The organism is Streptomyces griseocarneus (assembly GCF_014655595.1).
GTDB classification, from domain to species: domain Bacteria; phylum Actinomycetota; class Actinomycetes; order Streptomycetales; family Streptomycetaceae; genus Streptomyces; species Streptomyces griseocarneus.
In genome coordinates this window covers 1,157,515-1,173,690 of record NZ_BNBL01000001.1, presented here as the reverse complement: position 1 = coordinate 1,173,690, position 16,176 = coordinate 1,157,515, and the positions used below count along the sequence as shown (strand labels likewise).

At 73.3% G+C, this 16,176-nt stretch carries 12 protein-coding genes; 5 read left to right on the top strand and 7 right to left on the bottom strand.

What is annotated here, in order from left to right; all coding sequences use genetic code 11:
* Positions 1-195: 195 nt before the first annotated feature.
* From IE295_RS04790 to gnd, 4 genes are all read left to right on the top strand, one after another.
* A complete protein-coding gene (locus tag IE295_RS04790) occupies positions 196-1,533 on the top strand; it encodes a hypothetical protein (RefSeq protein WP_308013139.1) in 1,338 nt (445 codons plus the stop codon).
* A complete protein-coding gene (locus IE295_RS04785; RefSeq protein ID WP_190062129.1) occupies positions 1,526-1,942 on the top strand; it encodes an SHOCT domain-containing protein in 417 nt (138 codons plus the stop codon). The genes IE295_RS04790 and IE295_RS04785 overlap by 8 nt, the downstream gene beginning before the upstream one ends.
* A 39-nt stretch (positions 1,943-1,981) precedes the next feature.
* Entirely contained in the window at positions 1,982-2,395 is a 414-nt protein-coding gene (locus tag IE295_RS04780; RefSeq protein ID WP_190062128.1) for a DUF7144 family membrane protein, read from the top strand.
* Positions 2,396-2,800: 405 nt separating this feature from the next.
* Positions 2,801-4,267: an NADP-dependent phosphogluconate dehydrogenase gene (gene gnd, locus IE295_RS04775; RefSeq protein WP_190062127.1), complete on the top strand. Its 1,467-nt coding sequence runs from the start codon at positions 2,801-2,803 to the stop codon at positions 4,265-4,267.
* 28 nt (positions 4,268-4,295) lie between these two features.
* Here gnd and IE295_RS04770 read toward each other — a convergent pair whose 3' ends face one another.
* Complete coding sequence (locus IE295_RS04770) at positions 4,296-4,814, bottom strand: hypothetical protein (RefSeq protein ID WP_190062126.1); 519 nt, start codon at positions 4,812-4,814, stop codon at positions 4,296-4,298.
* A 263-nt stretch (positions 4,815-5,077) separates the two neighbouring features.
* Here IE295_RS04770 and IE295_RS04765 point away from each other — a divergent pair, with 263 nt between their 5' ends.
* Positions 5,078-5,764, top strand: a complete 687-nt coding sequence (locus tag IE295_RS04765; protein ID WP_190062125.1) for an esterase/lipase family protein — start codon at positions 5,078-5,080, stop codon at positions 5,762-5,764.
* Between the two features lie 22 nt (positions 5,765-5,786).
* On the opposite strand, the gene IE295_RS04760 is transcribed toward IE295_RS04765, so the two are convergent.
* The 6 genes from IE295_RS04760 to IE295_RS04735 all read right to left on the bottom strand — a co-directional run bounded on the left by IE295_RS04760 (position 5,787) and on the right by IE295_RS04735 (position 15,913).
* The gene (locus IE295_RS04760) at positions 5,787-8,351 is read right to left on the bottom strand and encodes a sensor histidine kinase (protein WP_190062124.1); all 2,565 of its coding nucleotides are present in this window, start codon (positions 8,349-8,351) and stop codon (positions 5,787-5,789) included.
* Between the two features lie 189 nt (positions 8,352-8,540).
* Complete coding sequence (locus IE295_RS04755; RefSeq protein ID WP_224323376.1) at positions 8,541-11,054, bottom strand: acyl-CoA reductase; 2,514 nt, start codon at positions 11,052-11,054, stop codon at positions 8,541-8,543.
* Positions 11,051-12,208 carry a LuxE/PaaK family acyltransferase gene (locus tag IE295_RS04750; RefSeq protein WP_190062123.1) on the bottom strand — a complete coding sequence of 386 codons (1,158 nt, stop codon included), beginning with the start codon at positions 12,206-12,208 and terminating at the stop codon, positions 11,051-11,053. The genes IE295_RS04755 and IE295_RS04750 overlap by 4 nt, the downstream gene beginning before the upstream one ends.
* Entirely contained in the window at positions 12,205-13,347 is a 1,143-nt protein-coding gene (locus IE295_RS04745) for a GNAT family N-acetyltransferase (RefSeq protein WP_190062122.1), read from the bottom strand. Before IE295_RS04745 ends, IE295_RS04750 begins: the two co-directional genes overlap by 4 nt.
* Positions 13,344-14,645 (bottom strand): MFS transporter, encoded by a 1,302-nt coding sequence (locus tag IE295_RS04740; RefSeq protein ID WP_190062121.1) that lies wholly within the window; start codon positions 14,643-14,645, stop codon positions 13,344-13,346. The genes IE295_RS04745 and IE295_RS04740 overlap by 4 nt, the downstream gene beginning before the upstream one ends.
* Entirely contained in the window at positions 14,642-15,913 is a 1,272-nt protein-coding gene (locus tag IE295_RS04735; protein ID WP_190062120.1) for a phenylacetate--CoA ligase family protein, read from the bottom strand. Before IE295_RS04735 ends, IE295_RS04740 begins: the two co-directional genes overlap by 4 nt.
* Positions 15,914-16,176 lie beyond the last annotated feature (263 nt).

Sequence of the window (16,176 nt, the reverse complement as noted above, 5' to 3'; positions counted from 1 at the left end):
ACCCTAGGGCCGCGCGGCGACCGGCCGGCGTTTTGGGCGGGGGCGTGTCGCCCGCCGTGCCGGGCCGACAGGGGGCTGCAGGAGCGCCCGCCTCCGGCTCACCCGCTACGGGTGATGCGGCGCGTACCCGGTCCCGGTCACGCTGCGAAGGACACCGTCTCCGTCAGCACACGACCGGCCAGGAGGGAGCAGGCCATGAACGCCATGCCCCGCGCTCCCGGGCCCCCGCACGACGACGGCGCCCTGACCCCCGGCGAACGCGACGACTACCGGCGCCTGCGCGAGCGCGAGGCCCTGCACCACCGGCGGCTGCGCTACGCGGCGACGTCCGTCCTGCTGGTGCTCGCCTTCGTCCTCTCGCCGCTCGCGGTCGTGGCGGCCTGGGCCGACAGTCAGGTCTCGGACACCGACCGCTACGTACAGACCGTCGCTCCGCTGGCCAAGGACCCGTCCGTGCAGAACGCCGTCACGGACCGGCTGACCACCCGCGTGGTCGACAACGTCGACATCAAGGCCATCACGGACGCCCTCTCCAACGCGCTCGCCAAGGCCGACGCGCCGCCGGCGATCGTGGACAAGTCGCACCTGCTCGCCGGCCCCCTGAAGAACGCCCTGACCACGGCCGTCCACAAGGTGGTCGACAAGGTCGTCACCAGCGACCAGTTCGCGCAGCTGTGGAACGACGCGAACCGGCGCGCCCACGCGGCCGTCGTCAAGACGCTCACCGGCGAGGGGACCAGCGCCGTGCAGGCCAAGGGCGACGCCGTCGTCCTCGACCTGGGCACGGTCGTGGACAAGGTCAAGCAGCAGCTGGTCGCGGAGGGCTACGAGAAGGCCTCGAACATCCCTGACGTCGACAAGACGATCACTCTGTTCCGCACCGAAAAGCTCGACGACGCCCAGGCCGGCATGCGCCTGCTCGAGGTCGTCGGCACATGGCTGCCCGTCACGGTCGTCGTCCTGGCCGCGCTCGCCGTGTGGTCGGCGCCCGCGCACAGGGTGACGCTGATGACCGCGGCCATCGGCATCGGCGTGATGATGGTGCTGCTCCTCGTGGCGCTCGCCGTCGCACGGCGCGTCTACCTGGACTCGGTGCCGCCCGCGACCCTGCCCCCGGACGCGGCCGCCACGGTCTACGACACCTTCGTGCGCTTCCTGCGCGCCGCCACCCGCACGGTCCTCGTCGCGGCGGTCGTCACGGCGCTGGCCGGTTACCTCTACGGTCCCGGCCGCGGCGCCCGGCTCGTCCGCTCGGTGACCGGCCGGGCCACCGGCGCCACCGGCCGGGCCATGGCCCACTCCGGCCTGCGCACCGGCGCCACGGGCCACTGGCTGCAGACGCACCGCCGCTGGACCACCGGCATCGTCATCGCGGCCGCGGCACTGGCCCTGTTCCTCTGGAACTACCCCACCGCGGCGAGCGTGGCCCTGATCCTCGGCGTCGCCGTCCTCGTCCTGGCCGTCCTCGCGATTCTCGGCGCCGCCTCCGCGGCGAACGGCACCACACCGACAAGGGGTCCGGATCATGAGTGAACACGTCTATCTCGCCTACGACTATCCGCTTCTGGGGGCGTTCTGGACCGTCCTGTGGATCGTGCTGTGGGTTTCGTGGTTCATCCTGCTGTTCCGCGTGATCGCCGACATCTTCCGTGACAACGCGCTGAGCGGCTGGGCCAAGGCGGGCTGGCTCGTTCTCACCATCCTGCTGCCCTTCCTGGGCGTATTCGTCTACGTCCTCGCCCGGGGCCGCGGCATGGGCAACCGGGAACGACGCCATCTCCAGGCCCAGCAGCAGGCGTTCGACCAGTACGTCCGCGACACAGCCGGCGGCACGAGCCGCGGGAGCGAGGCGGACGAGCTGCTGAAACTCTCGGAAATCCGCGCCAGGGGAGACATCTCCGACGAGGAGTTCCGCCGGGCGAAGGAGAAGATCCTCCACTGACCGACCGGGCAAGGACCCACCAGGCAAAGGAGAGACATCATGTCGTCCTCGTTCGACCACCGTCACCACAGCGAACGGTCCCTGGCGGCAGCCGCCGGGCTGACGGTCTTCGCGGCCGTGATGCTGCTCATCGCGGGATTCCTGGATCTGTTCCGGGGCATCTCGGCGATAGTCCACGACACGGTGTACGTCAGCACGACCGACTACGTCTATAAATTCAGCCTGACGGGCTGGGGCTGGATCCATCTCTTCCTCGGCATCGCGGCGATCATGGTGGGCCTCGGCCTGTTCAAGGTCTCCACCTGGGCCAGAGTGCTGGGCATCGTCATAGCGGCGCTGCTCATCCTCGCCAACTTCCTCTTCATCCCGTACTACCCGCTGTGGTCGATCGTGGTGATCGCCCTGTGCGCCTTCGTCATCTGGGGCCTCTGCGTCGTCCGCCACGAGGACTGACCGGCCGGACGAATGCCGGGAAGGGTCCGGCACGCACGGCGTCGGCATCGGTATCGGCACCGACATCGGTATCGACATCGGATTCGACACCGGCCGTCGCCGGGCCCGGTCGCGCGAGCCCTGGTCTCGTCTCCCGTGACCGAACTTCCCTCGCACCTCCGTACGACAGTGGATGCCTACGACGCCGTCGCCGTCCGCTACGCCGAACTCGTCCGCGGAAGTCGGCCGGATGCTGCGTGAACCCCACGAGGAGGAGCGGTTCCGCCGGGGCCATCTGCTGGTGCGCGCACGGTAGTTGCGCACAGGCGGGAAGGAGTCGGGCGCCCCGCGGGGAAGATCTTCGAAGTGTCCGGCGTTGACGCGTCGGACCAGCCTTCGATGCACGTGACAGGAGTGGAACACCGCATGGCCAGCACCAGCACCTCCTCCACCCGGGCAACCGCGCAGATCGGCGTCACCGGGCTCGCCGTCATGGGCAGCAACCTCGCCCGCAACTTCGCCCGCCACGGGCACACCGTCGCCGTCCACAACCGGACCCACGCCAGGACGAAGGCCCTCGTCGACGAGCACGGGCACGAGGGGAACTTCGTGCCCGCGGAGAGCGCCGAGGACTTCGTCGCCGCGCTGCAGAGACCCAGGCGCCTGATCGTCATGGTCAAGGCCGGAGAGGCCACCGACGCCGTCATCGAGGAGTTCGCGCCGCTCCTCGAGGAAGGCGACATGATCATCGACGGCGGCAACGCCCACTTCGCCGACACCCGCCGCCGCGAGGCCGCCCTCCGCGAGAAGGGCATCCACTTCGTCGGCGCCGGCATCTCCGGCGGCGAGGAGGGTGCCCTCAACGGGCCCAGCATCATGCCGGGCGGGTCGGCCGAGTCCTACGCGGCCCTCGGGCCGCTGCTCGAGGACATCGCCGCCAAGGCGGAGGACGGCACCCCCTGCTGCACCCACGTCGGGCCCGACGGCGCCGGGCACTTCGTCAAGATGGTGCACAACGGCATCGAGTACGCCGACATGCAGCTGATCGCCGAGGCGTACGACCTGCTGCGCACGGTCGGCGGCTACGAGCCGGCCCGCATCGCCGAGACCTTCCGCACCTGGAACACCGGGCGGCTGGACTCGTACCTCATCGAGATCACCGCCGAGGTGCTCGCCCACACCGACGGCGCGACCGGCCGGCCGTTCGTGGACGTGGTGGCCGACGAGGCCGAGCAGAAGGGCACCGGGCGGTGGACGGTGCAGACCGCGCTGGACCTCGGGGTTCCGGTGTCCGGCATCGCCGAGGCGGTGTTCGCGCGGTCCGTATCCGGGCACAAGGACCTGCGCGAGGCGGCGCGGGCGCTGCCCGGGCCTGCGGGCGAGCCGCTCTCGCCCGTCGGCGCCGAGGAGTTCGCGGCGCAGGTCGAGGAGGCGCTGTACGCGTCGAAGGTGGTGTCGTACGCCCAGGGCTGGAACATGATCGCCAAGGCGAGCGCCGAGTACGGCTGGGACATCGACCTCGGCGCCATGGCCGCCATCTGGCGCGGGGGCTGCATCATCCGGGCGGCGTTCCTGGACCGCATCCGGGCCGCGTTCGCCGCCGACCCCGGCCTGCCGACGCTGCTGGCGGACAAGGAGTTCGCCGACGAGGTCGGCCGGGCCCAGGACGCCTGGCGCGCGGTGGTCGCCACGGCGGTCCGGCACGGCGTGCCGACGCCGGGCTTCTCCGCCGCCCTCGCCTACTACGACGCGCTGCGCGCCCCCCGGCTGCCCGCCGCGCTGACGCAGGGTCAGCGCGACTTCTTCGGTGCCCACACCTACCGGCGGGTGGACCGCGAGGGGTCCTTCCACACCCACTGGAGCGGGGACCGGGACGAGGAGCGCACGGACTGATCCGCCCGCAAGAGCTACTGCGAGCGCCTCACTCCTCCGCCTCCTTGATGTCGGAGATCAGCCTCGTGGTCAGGTCGGACTGCACGCTCACGTAGGTGTACGTCGGCTTGGCCTCGTCGCCCCAGGTGAGCCGGACGCGCGTCCAGGTGTGGCCCGCGCCGCTGTTGTCGTAGCTCACGCGCCAGGCGCGCGGGGTGTTCTGCGCGCGGAGCACCCCGTCCGCCCCGTTCTTCCGTTCCCAGGCCGCCAGGCGCCCGCGGAACTCCCGGGTCAGGAAGTGCGCGCGCAGGGCGTCGGCCAGGACCGTGTCGGGCGTGCCCGTGCGGGCGTCCACGTACGCGCCGTAGAAGGCTGCCACCCGGTCGACGGCCGAGGACGGGCTGCCCTCGTGGTCCTGCGGGGGCGGCGCCGTGGCTCCGGCGGGGGCGCCCGGAGGCGCCGCGAACGCGCCGGCGGACGTGGTCAGCGCGGCGAGGACGGCGAGCGCCACCCCCGTGCGCCAAGTGGTGCGCCAGGTCGTGCGCCGGGTCGTGCGGGATATGAACATGGTCGTGCCCCCCAATCGCGGGGCGCCGCTCGCGGCACCGGATCCGTTGGTCACCTTGCGGAGTCGTTCACCTTGCAGAGCGGACGAGTTACCCGGATGGGTTCCTTCCATGCATGCGACTCCCCCTGTCCGTGCGGCCGTTGGGGCTGGCATAGTTCCGGCGCACGGGAACGGATCGCCGTGCAGGACGCGATCCGTGCGGACCACACGTGCGGAACCGAAGTGCGGAACCGCGTCGCGCAACAGAAAGGTGGCCCCGCCGCATGCGCCGTCTGCTCATCGCCGCCCTCTCGCTCGTCCTGTCCGCCGTCGCCCTGGGCGCCGCTCCGCCCGCCCTGGGGGCCGGTGCCCCTCCCGATCCGGTGGTGTTCGTGCACGGGGCCAACGCGGGCCCGGGCGTCTGGGGCGAGATGCGCGCCGACTTCGCCCGCGCCGGGTATCCCGAGGACCGGCTCGCGGCCTGGTCGTACGACACCACGCAGTCGACGAACGAGGTGCTCGCCGGCCGGCTGTCCTCCTACGTCGACTCGGTGCTGGCCCGCACCGGGGCCTCGCGCGTGGACATCGTGGCGCACAGCCTGGGCAGCCTGCCCTCGCGCTGGTACGTGAAGTTCGGCGGCGGCGCGGACAGGGTCGGGCACTGGGTGTCGCTGGCGGGGCCCAACCACGGGACGACCGCGGCCTGGGCGTGCGCGCTGTGGAACCGGGCCTGCCGGGACATGACCCCCGGTTCGTACGTCCTCAGGCAGCTCAACGCCGGTGACGAGACTCCCGGCGCCACCCGCTACGGCACGTGGTGGTCGCCGTGCGACGGCGTGGTCGTCCCGGTCTCGAGCACCGAGCTCGCCGGTGCGGTCAACACCCGGGCCGAGGGCTGCCCCACGCACAACCAGCTGCTGACGGACGACACGGTCTCCCGCCAGGTCCGCGCCTTCCTCGCACGGGCCTAGGGCATCGTCCGGCGGCACCCGCTCACATCGGCGCGCCACCGGGCTCCGGGGCGGGGGCGGCGGGCAGCGAGACGACCATGGTCAGGCCGCCCCCGGGGGTGTCCTCGGGGGTGAGCGTGCCGCCCATGGCCTCGGTCAGGCCCCGGGAGAGGGCGAGGCCCAGGCCCAGGCCGGTGGTGTTGTCGGTGTCGCCGAGCCGCTGGAAGGGCGCGAAGGCCCGCTCGCGGTCGGCGGCGCGGATCCCGGGCCCCCGGTCGACGACGCGCAGCTCGACGCGCCCGGCGAGGACGCTGGCGGTGACGGTGACCGGACGGCCGGGCGGCGCGTGCCGGACGGCGTTGGCGACCAGGTTGGCGAGGACGCGCTCGAGCAGCGGAGGGTCGGCGAGCACGTCCGGTACGGGGATGAGGTCCTGGGTGACGACGGGGTCGGCCGGCGGCTCCGGCAGGCTGTCGAGGGCGGGCGGGAGCACGTCGGCGAGCGCGGTGGGCTGCAGGTGGAGGGTCAGGGCGCCCGCCTGGATGCGGCTCATGTCGAGGAGGTTGTCCACCAGCCGGTTGAGCCTGACCAGGGACTCCTCGGCGGTGGCCAGCAGTTCCTCCCTGTCCTCGTCGGAGAAGCGCACGTCCCGGCTGCGCAGGGAGCTGACGGCCGCCCAGCCGCTGGCCAGCGGGGTGCGCAGGTCGTGGCTGACGGCGGCGAGCAGGGCGGTGCGCATGCGGTCCGCGGCCCTGACCGGTTCGATCTCGGCCGCCGCCTCGGCGAGGCGGGCGCGTTCCACGGCGGCCGTCAGGTGGGCGGCGAAGGCGGTGAGCACCCGCCGTTCGGTGGCGGGCAGGTCGCGGCCGCGCAGGACGAGCAGGCGGTCCTCCCCCACCGGCACCCGGATCCCGGTGCCGTCCTCGCCGTCCGGCGCCCGCCCGGCCCGTACCGCTTCCCCGTTCCCGTCGCGCGGGCGCAGTTCGGCGGACTCCATGCCGAAGGTCTCGCGGGTGCGTTCCAGCAGCACGGGCACGTCCAGCTCGCCCCGCAGGATGTCGCCCGCCAGCGAGGACAGGGTCTGGGCCTCGGCGGTGGCGCGGGCGGCGCGGCGGCCGGTCCGCAGCGAGCGGTCCACGACGGCGGCGACGGTGACGGCGACGAGCGCGAACACCACGAGGGCCAGGGCGTTGTTGGCCTCGGCGATGGTGAAGCGGCCGGCGGGCGGGATGAAGTAGTAGTTGAGCAGGAGCGAGGCCGCGAGGGAGGCCAGCAGGGCGGACAGCACGCCGCCGACGCAGGCCACGCCGACGACGGCGGCCAGGAAGATCAGGGCCTCGCTGGTGAGGTTGAGGCCGAGGGCGTCGGCGACCGCAGGGCGCCGCAGCAGCACGGTCAGCAGGGCGGGCAGCGCGAGCCCGGCGACGGGCCCGCCGAGCCGGCGGGCGAGCGGGAGGTCCCGGCCCGGGGCGGGGCGGCCGCGGCCCCGGCCCGCCCGCTCGTGGGTGACCAGGTGGACGTCGATGTCCCCCGACGCCTCGACCACCGCCTCCCCCACCCCGCGCGTGCCGAGGAGGCGCAGCAGCCGGCCGCGGCGGCTGACGCCGACGACGAGCTGGGTGGCGTTCTCGGCGCGGGCGAACTCCAGCAGGGCCATGGGCACGTGGTCGCCGACGACGGTGTGGTAGCTGCCGCCCAGGCTCTCCACGAGCTGCCGCTGCCGGGCCAGGGCGGCGGGCGAGGCCCCGGCGAGGCCGTCGCTGCGGGTGACGTGGACGGCGAGCAGGTCGCCGCCGGAGGAGCGGGCGGCGATGCGGGCGGCCCGGCGGATGAGGGTGGCGCCCTCGGGGCCGCCGGTGATGCCGGCGACCACGCGTTCCCGGGTCTCCCACACGCCGCCTATGCCGTGCTCGGCGCGGTAGTGCTGCAGGGTCTCGTCGACGCGCCCGGCGACCCACAGCAGGGCCAGCTCGCGCAGGGCGGTGAGGTTGCCGACGCGGAAGTAGTGCGAGAGCGCGGCGTCGATCTTGTCGGGGGCGTAGATGTTGCCGTGCGCCATGCGGCGGCGCAGCGCCTCGGGTGCCATGTCGACGAGTTCGATCTGGTGGGCGCGGCGTACGACCTCGTCGGGGACGGTCTCCCGGTGCGGCAGGCCGGTGATCTTCTCGACGACGTCGTTGAGGGACTCCAGGTGCTGGATGTTGACGGTGGTGACGACGTCCACTCCGGCGCCGAGCAGTTCCTCGACGTCCTGCCAGCGCTTGGGGTTGCCGGCGCCCGGGGCGTTGGTGTGGGCCAGCTCGTCGACGAGCGCCACGGCCGGGCGGCGCGCCAGGACGGCCGCGAGGTCGAGTTCGGTGTGCTCCACGCCCCGGTGGGTGCGGCGCAGCCGCGGCAGGACCTCCAGGCCCGCGAGCATCTCCTCGGTGTGCGGGCGGTGGTGGCACTCGGCGTAGGCCACGACGACGTCGGTCCCGCGCAGGGACCGGCGCCAGCCTTCGTCCAGCATCCGGTAGGTCTTGCCGACGCCCGGGGCCGCGCCGAGGAAGACCTTCAGTGTGCCGGGGCGGCTGCCCGGCGCGTCGGACGGTGCACCGGCCTGGGGCATGGTGCCGCTCCTTCGTCTCGAGGGGCGGCGGCGTGCCGCCCGGCGGCCCGTGGGCTCATGACCCATCGTCAGGTCGCCGGGGCGGGAAGCGGCAGGCCGGGCCGGTACGTTGACGCGATTCTGACTGCGGCGCGGCCCGGTGCCGGCCGGCCACGGGGACCGGCCGGCGTTCCGCTCGTACGGACCGGGCTACCGCCGGTCGTCCACCACCGCCCGCAGCTTTCCGCTGGAGGCCGTGCGGTCGAATCCGGCGGGGTCCGCCGTCTCGACCACGAGGTCGAGCAGGCGCTCCTCGACGGCCGAGCGCAGTTCGGGGTAGCCGGCCAGGAAGGCGGTGCGGAGGTCGTCCGGGGCCGCCGTCGGGGTGTGCTCGACGCGGACGGTGAGCCGTTCGCGCGGGCCCGCGTCGGTGAGGAGGACCTGGAGTTCGCCGGCGTAGCCGCGGTCCTCCTCGGCGATGGCGACGAAGCGCCGGTAGTTGAGGAAGTACGTGGCCACGCGCATCACGTCGCCGAGCCTGCCCAGCAGTTCGAAGCGCGGGGCGTGGCTGCCGCAGGGGCAGCGGCCGGGAAGGGCGCGGCCGAGGTCGCCGATCACGTAGCGGCCCAGGTTCTGGCCGCGCCGGGCGTGGGTGGTGAAGACCAGGCGGCCCGTCTCACCGGGGGCCACGGGGCGGTCGGCGTCGGTCTCGAGGATCTCGAGGGTGTGCAGGTCGGCGTGCAGGTGGTGGACGCCGCCGGTGCTCCGGTCGCACTGGTAGCCCAGCGGGCCCAGGTCCGTGCTGCCGTAGGTGATCGAGCGGATGGTCTCGATGCCGAAGGTCTCGGCGAGGGTGCGGCGCTGTTCGGCGGTGAAGTGCTCGCCGCCGTAGAAGATCTTGCGGATGCCGCCGTACGAGCGCAGTCGCTCGCCCTCCTCGTGCAGGAGCTGCCACAGGTAGGAGGGCATGCCGAAGAGGGTGTCGGCCTCGTGGGCGACGATCGCCTCGGCCGTGGCCCGGTGGTCGGTGCTCGCGGCGATCGGCATCTGGACCCCGCCCAGCCGCTCCAGGATGGAGAAGAAGCTGATGAAGCCGCCGTACATGCCGCCGCAGTAGAAGAGGTTGGCGGTGCGGTCGCGCGCGGGGTCGTAGCCCGCGGCGAGCAGGCCGCGGGCGGCGGCGTGCATCTGGGTGTCGTAGTCGTCGTAGGTGAACAGGGAGAGGGCGGGCGTGCCGGTGCTGCCGCCGCTGCGGAAGTACAGCTCGGCGTCGCGGCGGTCGACGTCGCGGTTGAGTTCCTGGACGGCGGCCTTGTCCAGCAGGGGGCCGCTCGGCGGGGGGAACTCCACCGGGCGCGCCAGGTCGTCGAGGCACGCGGTGGTGGCGAAGCGCTCGTCGGCCTGGACGGCGACGCGGCGGCTGTAGCGCTGCAGGGCGTAGACGCCGTCGTGCGGTTCGCCGGAGTAGCCGCTCTGCATGGCGCCGACCGGGGTGACGCGGGTGGCGCCCGCGGCCAGGGTCAGCCGGGCGAGCTCGGCGATGTCGGTGCGGCTGCCGGCGATGCCCGCGGTCTGCAGGTAGCGGCGCATGGGGCGCAGGGTGCTCAGGACGTTCGTGCGGGGCAGCGGCTTGACCCACACGCTGCGGTGCAGCGGGGAGGCGGTGAGGGCGGGCCGGGTGTCGGCCATGACGCGCCAGGAGCCGTCGGGCGCGCTGAGGACGCGGGTGAGGCCGAGGTGTTCCTCCAGGCGGGCGATGAGTTCGGTGGTGGTGAGTTCGGCCTCCTCGGCGGGGTCGGGGCCGTCCGCGGGCGGTTCGGCGGGGGGCATGGCGGCCAGGACGGCCGCGAAGCGCTCGGCGAAGGCGAAGACCTCGCCGGCGTCCTCGGTGTCGAGGTAGACCACCTGGGGGCTGGAGCAGGCCTGCTGCTCGTACAGGCACACGTCGGCCGCGAGGGCGCCGAGGACCTCCGCGTCCTGCCAGGCGTCGCGCGTGAGGTAGGCGAAGGAGATCTTGTGTCCCCACTCCACCAGGCGGCAGCCGGCCGGCACATGGGCGGCGACGCCCTCGACGGCGGCCTCGCCGCCCCAGACGGCGACGGCGTCGGCCGGGGCGCACATCAGCCGCAGCCACTCCTGCCGCGAGGAGGAGAAGCGCAGCACGATGACGCGCTCGGCGATGGCCCCGCTCTCGTCGAGCGCGGCCAGCTCGGCGAGCAGGTGCTGGGCCAGGAGCGTGTCGGAGCCGCTGGTCTTGAGGATGTTGACGTTGCCGGCGAGCAGTCCCTCGACGAGGCTGAGGGGGGCGACGGTGGCGGCGTTGCCGGGGGCGATGTGGGCGACGAGGCCGACCGGGGCCCAGGCCTCGTAGACGGTCTCCCGGGCGTCGGGGCGGCCGAGCCGCTGCGGGGCACTGCCGCCGAGCTCGCGGCGGAGCTTGCGGGTCAGTTCCCGGCGGCCGAGGAAGGCGCCGAGCTCGGCGAGCACGCTCGCGTCCTCGCCCGGCGCCAGGTGCCCGGCCAGGCGGGCGTGCGTGGGGTGGGCGGGGTCGAGGAGGGCGGTGGCCAGCTTGTCGCAGGCGGCCAGGAGGGTCTCGGTCTCCAGGGGCCTGGCCAGGGCGGCCCCGACGGCGGCGGGCAGGCCGGCCAGGCGCCGTCCCGCCTCCTCGTCGTCGATGAAGGCGCCCTGCCAGTAGTGCTGGTGGTGGGTGGTCCCGTTCGTCACGACATGCCCTTCATCAGTTCGGCGGCGGCCACCGCGCAGCTCTTGTTGCGGCTCACTCCGGCGCGGCCGTGGATGACGAACCAGTCGGTGTCCAGTTCGCAGCCGCACTCCTCGCCGGGGTGCAGGGAGGCGAGGTCGCCCATGACGACGCTCTGCGCCGGTACGGACGTGATGTAGGGGGACACCAGGTGCAGGTAGCCCCGTTCGCCGTACCCGAGGGGCTCCAGCGTGCGCGTGGAGCGGATGAACACGCGGGACCAGACGGGTGCGTGGAGGTTGTGGTGCGAGCACTCGATGTAGGGGATGCAGTGCTCGACGGAGCCGAAGGTGTCGCGGATCCGCTCGGAGGGGATGCCGAGCTGTTCGGTGACGCGGTCGTACAGCTCGTGCTTGCCGATCTGCCGGTCGGTGTGCCCCTTCCAGCCGCCGCCGAGGATGATCAGGGAGCCCTCGGGGAGGGTCAGCGGCGGCAGGCCCATGGCGCGCATCCGCTCCAGGGTGAACCACAGGAAGGCGGGGAAGCCCAGGATGCGGACGGGTGCGTCGTCCTCCGCGAAGCGGCGCAGGGCGGCGACGCAGCCGAAGGGGTCGAACTCATGGCCGTTGCCGGTGTCGCGCAGGGCGTACTCGACGTGCCGCGCGGGGGCGAAGTCGCAGAGGTAGTTGTCGGTGAAGGCGGTGCCCAGCTTGAGGTCGCGGGCGGGCTCGTAGCTGTAGAGCAGGTAGTTGACCGGCTGGTCGGGGGTGATCCAGCCGTTGCGGTCGAAGATGCGGGCGACCATGCGCTGGGCGGAGCGGATGGTCCACTCGTCGAAGAACATCTGCGACTTCTGTCCGGTGGTGCCGGACGAGGTCAGGTGCAGGTGGACGTCGTCACGGGGGATGGACAGCACCTCGTGGCGCTTGAAGAAGTTCGCGTGCACCAGCGGCGCGTCGTAGGGCGTGCGCGCCCGCTCGCTCGCGTGGAGGCCGCTGAAGAAGGGCGACCGGTCCGCGTGCCAGGCGTTGATCTCCGCCATGGCGGCGGCGAACAGCTCCTCCTCGGCGGGGCCGGAGGCGTAGGGGTCGGTCAGGTCGCACAGCCGCTGCACCTGGGGCAGCAGGGCCGGGTCGGGGACGGCGACCGGGGCGAGATGGGGATTGACGGGGGTCATGGGGCAACCTCGAGTGTGGGCAGGTAGGTCGACGCCCAGGCCGACACATAGGCGTCCAGGTACGGCTGGAGCGGTTCGTCGACGACCACGCCGCGGAAGTCGATCTGCTCGGCGGTGCGGGACATCACGACGTAGTCGTGGAAGCGGTCGCCGTCGGCCTCCGGGCGCATCGCGGGGTAGAGGGCGCTGGGGATGAAGCCCTGGGCCAGGAAGGCCGAGAGCATTCCGTGCTCGGAGAGCGGCAGCAGCGCCTCGACGTAGCCGGCGCCGGCCCGGGTGAGGGTCCGGGTGATCGCCTCCAGGCAGTCGGCGGCGACGGCCGGGCCGGGGTGGGCGGCGACCAGGGCGCAGTAGCGTCCGGTGCGGTTGAGGTAGGCGTACACCTCGAAGCGGTCGTCGTCGGCCACCAGCAGGGTGTTGGGGGTGTGCAGCGGGTAGAACCAGCGGTCGCTGTCGGGGAAGCGGTCGTGGAAGCGGCGGCGTACGAAGCCGGGGGCCTCGATCATCTCCAGCCGCGCGGCCGTCGTGCTCGCCGGCGTGGGCAGCGGGGCGGTGACGGCGGTGTCCGCGTAGCTGACGCCCAGGTTGCGCTCGACGGTGCGCAGCAGGGGCGCGAGCGGGGCGGGCACCTCGGGGACGGGGACGCGGCGGTCCAGGACCCCGGCGGAGTGACGCGCGTAGAGTGCGAGGCTCTCACGGCTGTTGAGGGCCACGGCGTTGGGCAGGACGCCCAGCGGCCGGAAGCCGTTGCGGGAGACCACGCGCTGCGGGCCGGCGCTGACGGTACGGACGGTGGCGTACACCGAGTCCAGCCGCCCGGTGTCCAGCATCCGCGCGCACAGCTCCTCGGTCAGCGCCCCGGCCAGGCCGGCCGCCCGGTGGTCCGGGTGGACGGCGAGGCCCTCGAGCTTGCCGGTGCGGCTGCCGGGCTCGCTGCGGATGGCCGCCGATCCGGCCAGGCCGCCGGTGCGCGGGCAGCGGGCGACGAGCCAGAGGGAGTGCGGGTCCGCGATGAGGCGGGACATCTCGGCGGGGTCGGTGCCGAGCGCGACGGGGTAGTGCGGGCCGTAGACGGCGTAGTACAGCTGGCGCAGGTCGGCGATGTCGGCGGGAGTCGCCGCGTCGATGACGGTGGTCATCCCCGGCCTCCCGCGCTCACGGGCTCCGGCGTCCGGTCACCGGCGCCGACGGGCTCTTCCCGCGGGGTGCCGTCGCGCAGCAGGGCCAGCGCGACGGCGGCCGGGACCAGGCCGGCGGCCTGGATCAGGCACAGGACGCGCACGGAGAGGTGGTCGCCCAGCAGGCCGAAGAGCAGCGAGGCGAGGGGGAACGTCGCGCCCAGCACGGCTTGCATCACCGCGAAGAAGCCGGGCTTGTCGGCGGCGGGCACGAGCCGCTGGAACAGCGCCACGAACCGCACCCCGATCACGCCCACGCACCAGCCGGCGGCCACCAGGCAGCCCGCCATGACGAACCGTCCGGCGACGAGGCCGGGGACGGCGAACGCGGCGGCCATGACGCCCAGGAGGCAGGCGCCGAGGGCGGTGGGGCGGCCGGGCACCCGGGCGCCGGTGAAGGAGCCGATCAGCGTGCCGGCGCCCAGCGAGGCCTCGAGCAGGGCGACGGTGGAACCGCCGTCGTCGAGGACGGACTTGGTGTAGAGCGGGATGACGACGAAGACGGCGGTGGTGAAGAGGTTGGCGGCGGTGAAGCAGAGCAGGATCCTGCGGACCTGGGGCAGGCCGGCGAGGATCCGGCGCAGCGTCCGGCGCGCCGGGGCGGCCTCCGTCTCGCCGTCGGGCGTGGCGGGTGCGGCCGGGCGGAAGCGGACGGTCGCGATGAGCACCGCGGCCGTGACGTAGGCGCAGGCGCAGCCGACGGCGAGGCCCGCGACGCCGGCCCGGTCGACGATCAGGGCGCCGAGCAGGGCCCCGCCCAGGCTCGCCAGCGACTGGGTGGACAGCTCGAAGCCGGTGGCGGCCTCGATGTCCTCGTCGTCGACGAGTTCGGGCACCGAGGTGGTCAGGCAGGGGTCGAAGAAGGCCTGGCAGGCGGCGAGGGCGAGCGTCGCGGCGTACGCGGCGGCGAGCGGCAGCCCGCTCGCGCAGGCCCAGGCGGCCAGCGCCGCCGCGACCGCGCCCGCCGCGCCGGCGGCGGCGCGCAGCACGGAGCGGGGGGCGAAGCGGGCGACGGTGCGGGCGACGACGGGCGCCAGCGCCACGGCGGGCAGCGTGCTGACGGCCATGAACAGGCCCGAGGCGAGGCCCCGGCCGCCGCCGACGGCGTAGGCGACCAGCCACCAGGAGATGCCGACCTGGAACATCCGCACCGCGGCCTGGGTCAGGACCTGGCCCAGCCATACGGTTCCGAACGCCCGGTTGCGCAGGACGAGGGGCAGGCGGCGGCCTTCGGAGGCCGCCGGGAGGGAGGCGGTCATGCGGTCGGCCTCTCGTCGATGACGCGTACGAGCTTGCCGGAGCGGGGGTTGACGACGAGGTCGCTGTGGCGTGCCCACTCGACGGCCATGGGGTGGACGTAGCCGGCGTCGATGCTGTCGGGGTACAGCGGACGGGCGGCGTTCAGCTCGGCGACGACGGCCTTGGCGAGCACCTCGAGCCCGGCGGGGTCGTCGTCGCCGGGGGCGGTGGCCAGGCGCAGCACGAGCTGGTCGCGGCCCTCGTAGCGGCGTACCACCAGCTGGGTGCCCATGACGCGGCCGTCGGTGTCCGCCGCGGCGACGGCGGCGAGCGCGTCCTGCGAGTACAGCGAGACGGGCCCGACCCGTACGCCTTCCTCGGCGCGGCCGAGGATGCGGAAGTGCCCGGCGGCGTGGTCGGTCCACTCCGCGCGGTCGCCGGCGGGGTAGCGGATGACGGGCATGAGCCTGCGGAAGAGCTGGGTCACCACGACGCGTCCGGGGCGGCCCTCCTCCTGGATGGGCTCGCCGGTGGTCTCGTCGAGGATCTCGACGACGGTGTGCGGGGAGAAGGCGCGGTGCACCCGGGGGTCGGGGCCGGGCACGGGGCGGCCGAGGAGGCCGGCGTCGACGCTGGCGTAGCCGAGGGAGCGTGGCTCGGCGTGGGGGAAGGCGGCGGCGAGCAGCCGTCGCTGGTCGTCGAAGAGTGCCTCGCCGCCGAAGAACAGCAGCTCCACGGAGGGGAGTTGACGGCCCGTCGCGACCACGTGCTCGGCGAGCCGGCACAGGGTGGTCGGGGTGCCCGCCACGACCTGCGCGGCGAAGTCCTCGAGCGTGGGGACGGTGGTCTCCAGGGGGGCCGCACCGCCGATGGGCAGGCGGACGTTGTCGACGGGGGCGTGCGCGAGGGAGTCGAGGATGAAGAGGAAGCTGGCGTAGAGCTCGCCGGCGTAGAAGAGGTCCGCCACCCGGTGGCCGGGGCGCAGGCCGGCCTCGACGAGGCCCTGGCCGAAGGCGGTGACGAACTCCCGCCACTCCTCGCGGGTGAAGCAGGAGAACTTCGGTGCGCCGGTGGTGCCGCCCGTCTTGTAGACGACCGCCTCACCGAGCGGGGCGGTCAGCACGCTGTTGCCCTGGAGGGTGTTGGCCTCCCAGAAGGCGTTCTGGTCGACGACGGGGAGATCAGTGAGGCGGTTCACGTCGGCCGGCAGGTGCGCGTAGAGGGCCGAGTAAAAGGGTGAGTTATGGCGGGTGAAACGTATGAGGTCCGATAGCGGATGAACGGACATGCGGCCTTTGCCTAGGTGATGCGGAACAGGGCTGGAGTCTTTGCGGCACGGCGATGCGTGGCGGGGAGAGGTTCGCCCGCCACGTGCCTGTGCGAGGTGTTCCGCGGGAGGCGCTTCAGCGCGTGCAACGCGCTCCCGACGTCGCTCCGGCGTCGCGTCCGACGCTCCGTCACGAGGGAACGCCGAAAAAGATATCGCAAAAACCCAGATTCCCTGAACACATGTCAGGTGAAGGTGGCCTGAAACCTTACTTTCTTCGGTCC

Coding starts and splice junctions, on each gene's coding strand:
- IE295_RS04790 (WP_308013139.1), top strand. CDS start 196: ATGAACGCCATGCCCCGCGCTCCCGGGCCCCCGCACGACGACGGCGCC.
- IE295_RS04785 (WP_190062129.1), top strand. CDS start 1,526: ATGAGTGAACACGTCTATCTCGCCTACGACTATCCGCTTCTGGGGGCG.
- IE295_RS04780 (WP_190062128.1), top strand. CDS start 1,982: ATGTCGTCCTCGTTCGACCACCGTCACCACAGCGAACGGTCCCTGGCG.
- gnd (WP_190062127.1), top strand. CDS start 2,801: ATGGCCAGCACCAGCACCTCCTCCACCCGGGCAACCGCGCAGATCGGC.
- IE295_RS04770 (WP_190062126.1), bottom strand. CDS start 4,814: ATGTTCATATCCCGCACGACCCGGCGCACGACCTGGCGCACCACTTGG.
- IE295_RS04765 (WP_190062125.1), top strand. CDS start 5,078: ATGCGCCGTCTGCTCATCGCCGCCCTCTCGCTCGTCCTGTCCGCCGTC.
- IE295_RS04760 (WP_190062124.1), bottom strand. CDS start 8,351: ATGCCCCAGGCCGGTGCACCGTCCGACGCGCCGGGCAGCCGCCCCGGC.
- IE295_RS04750 (WP_190062123.1), bottom strand. CDS start 12,208: ATGACCCCCGTCAATCCCCATCTCGCCCCGGTCGCCGTCCCCGACCCG.
- IE295_RS04745 (WP_190062122.1), bottom strand. CDS start 13,347: ATGACCACCGTCATCGACGCGGCGACTCCCGCCGACATCGCCGACCTG.
- IE295_RS04740 (WP_190062121.1), bottom strand. CDS start 14,645: ATGACCGCCTCCCTCCCGGCGGCCTCCGAAGGCCGCCGCCTGCCCCTC.
- IE295_RS04735 (WP_190062120.1), bottom strand. CDS start 15,913: ATGTCCGTTCATCCGCTATCGGACCTCATACGTTTCACCCGCCATAAC.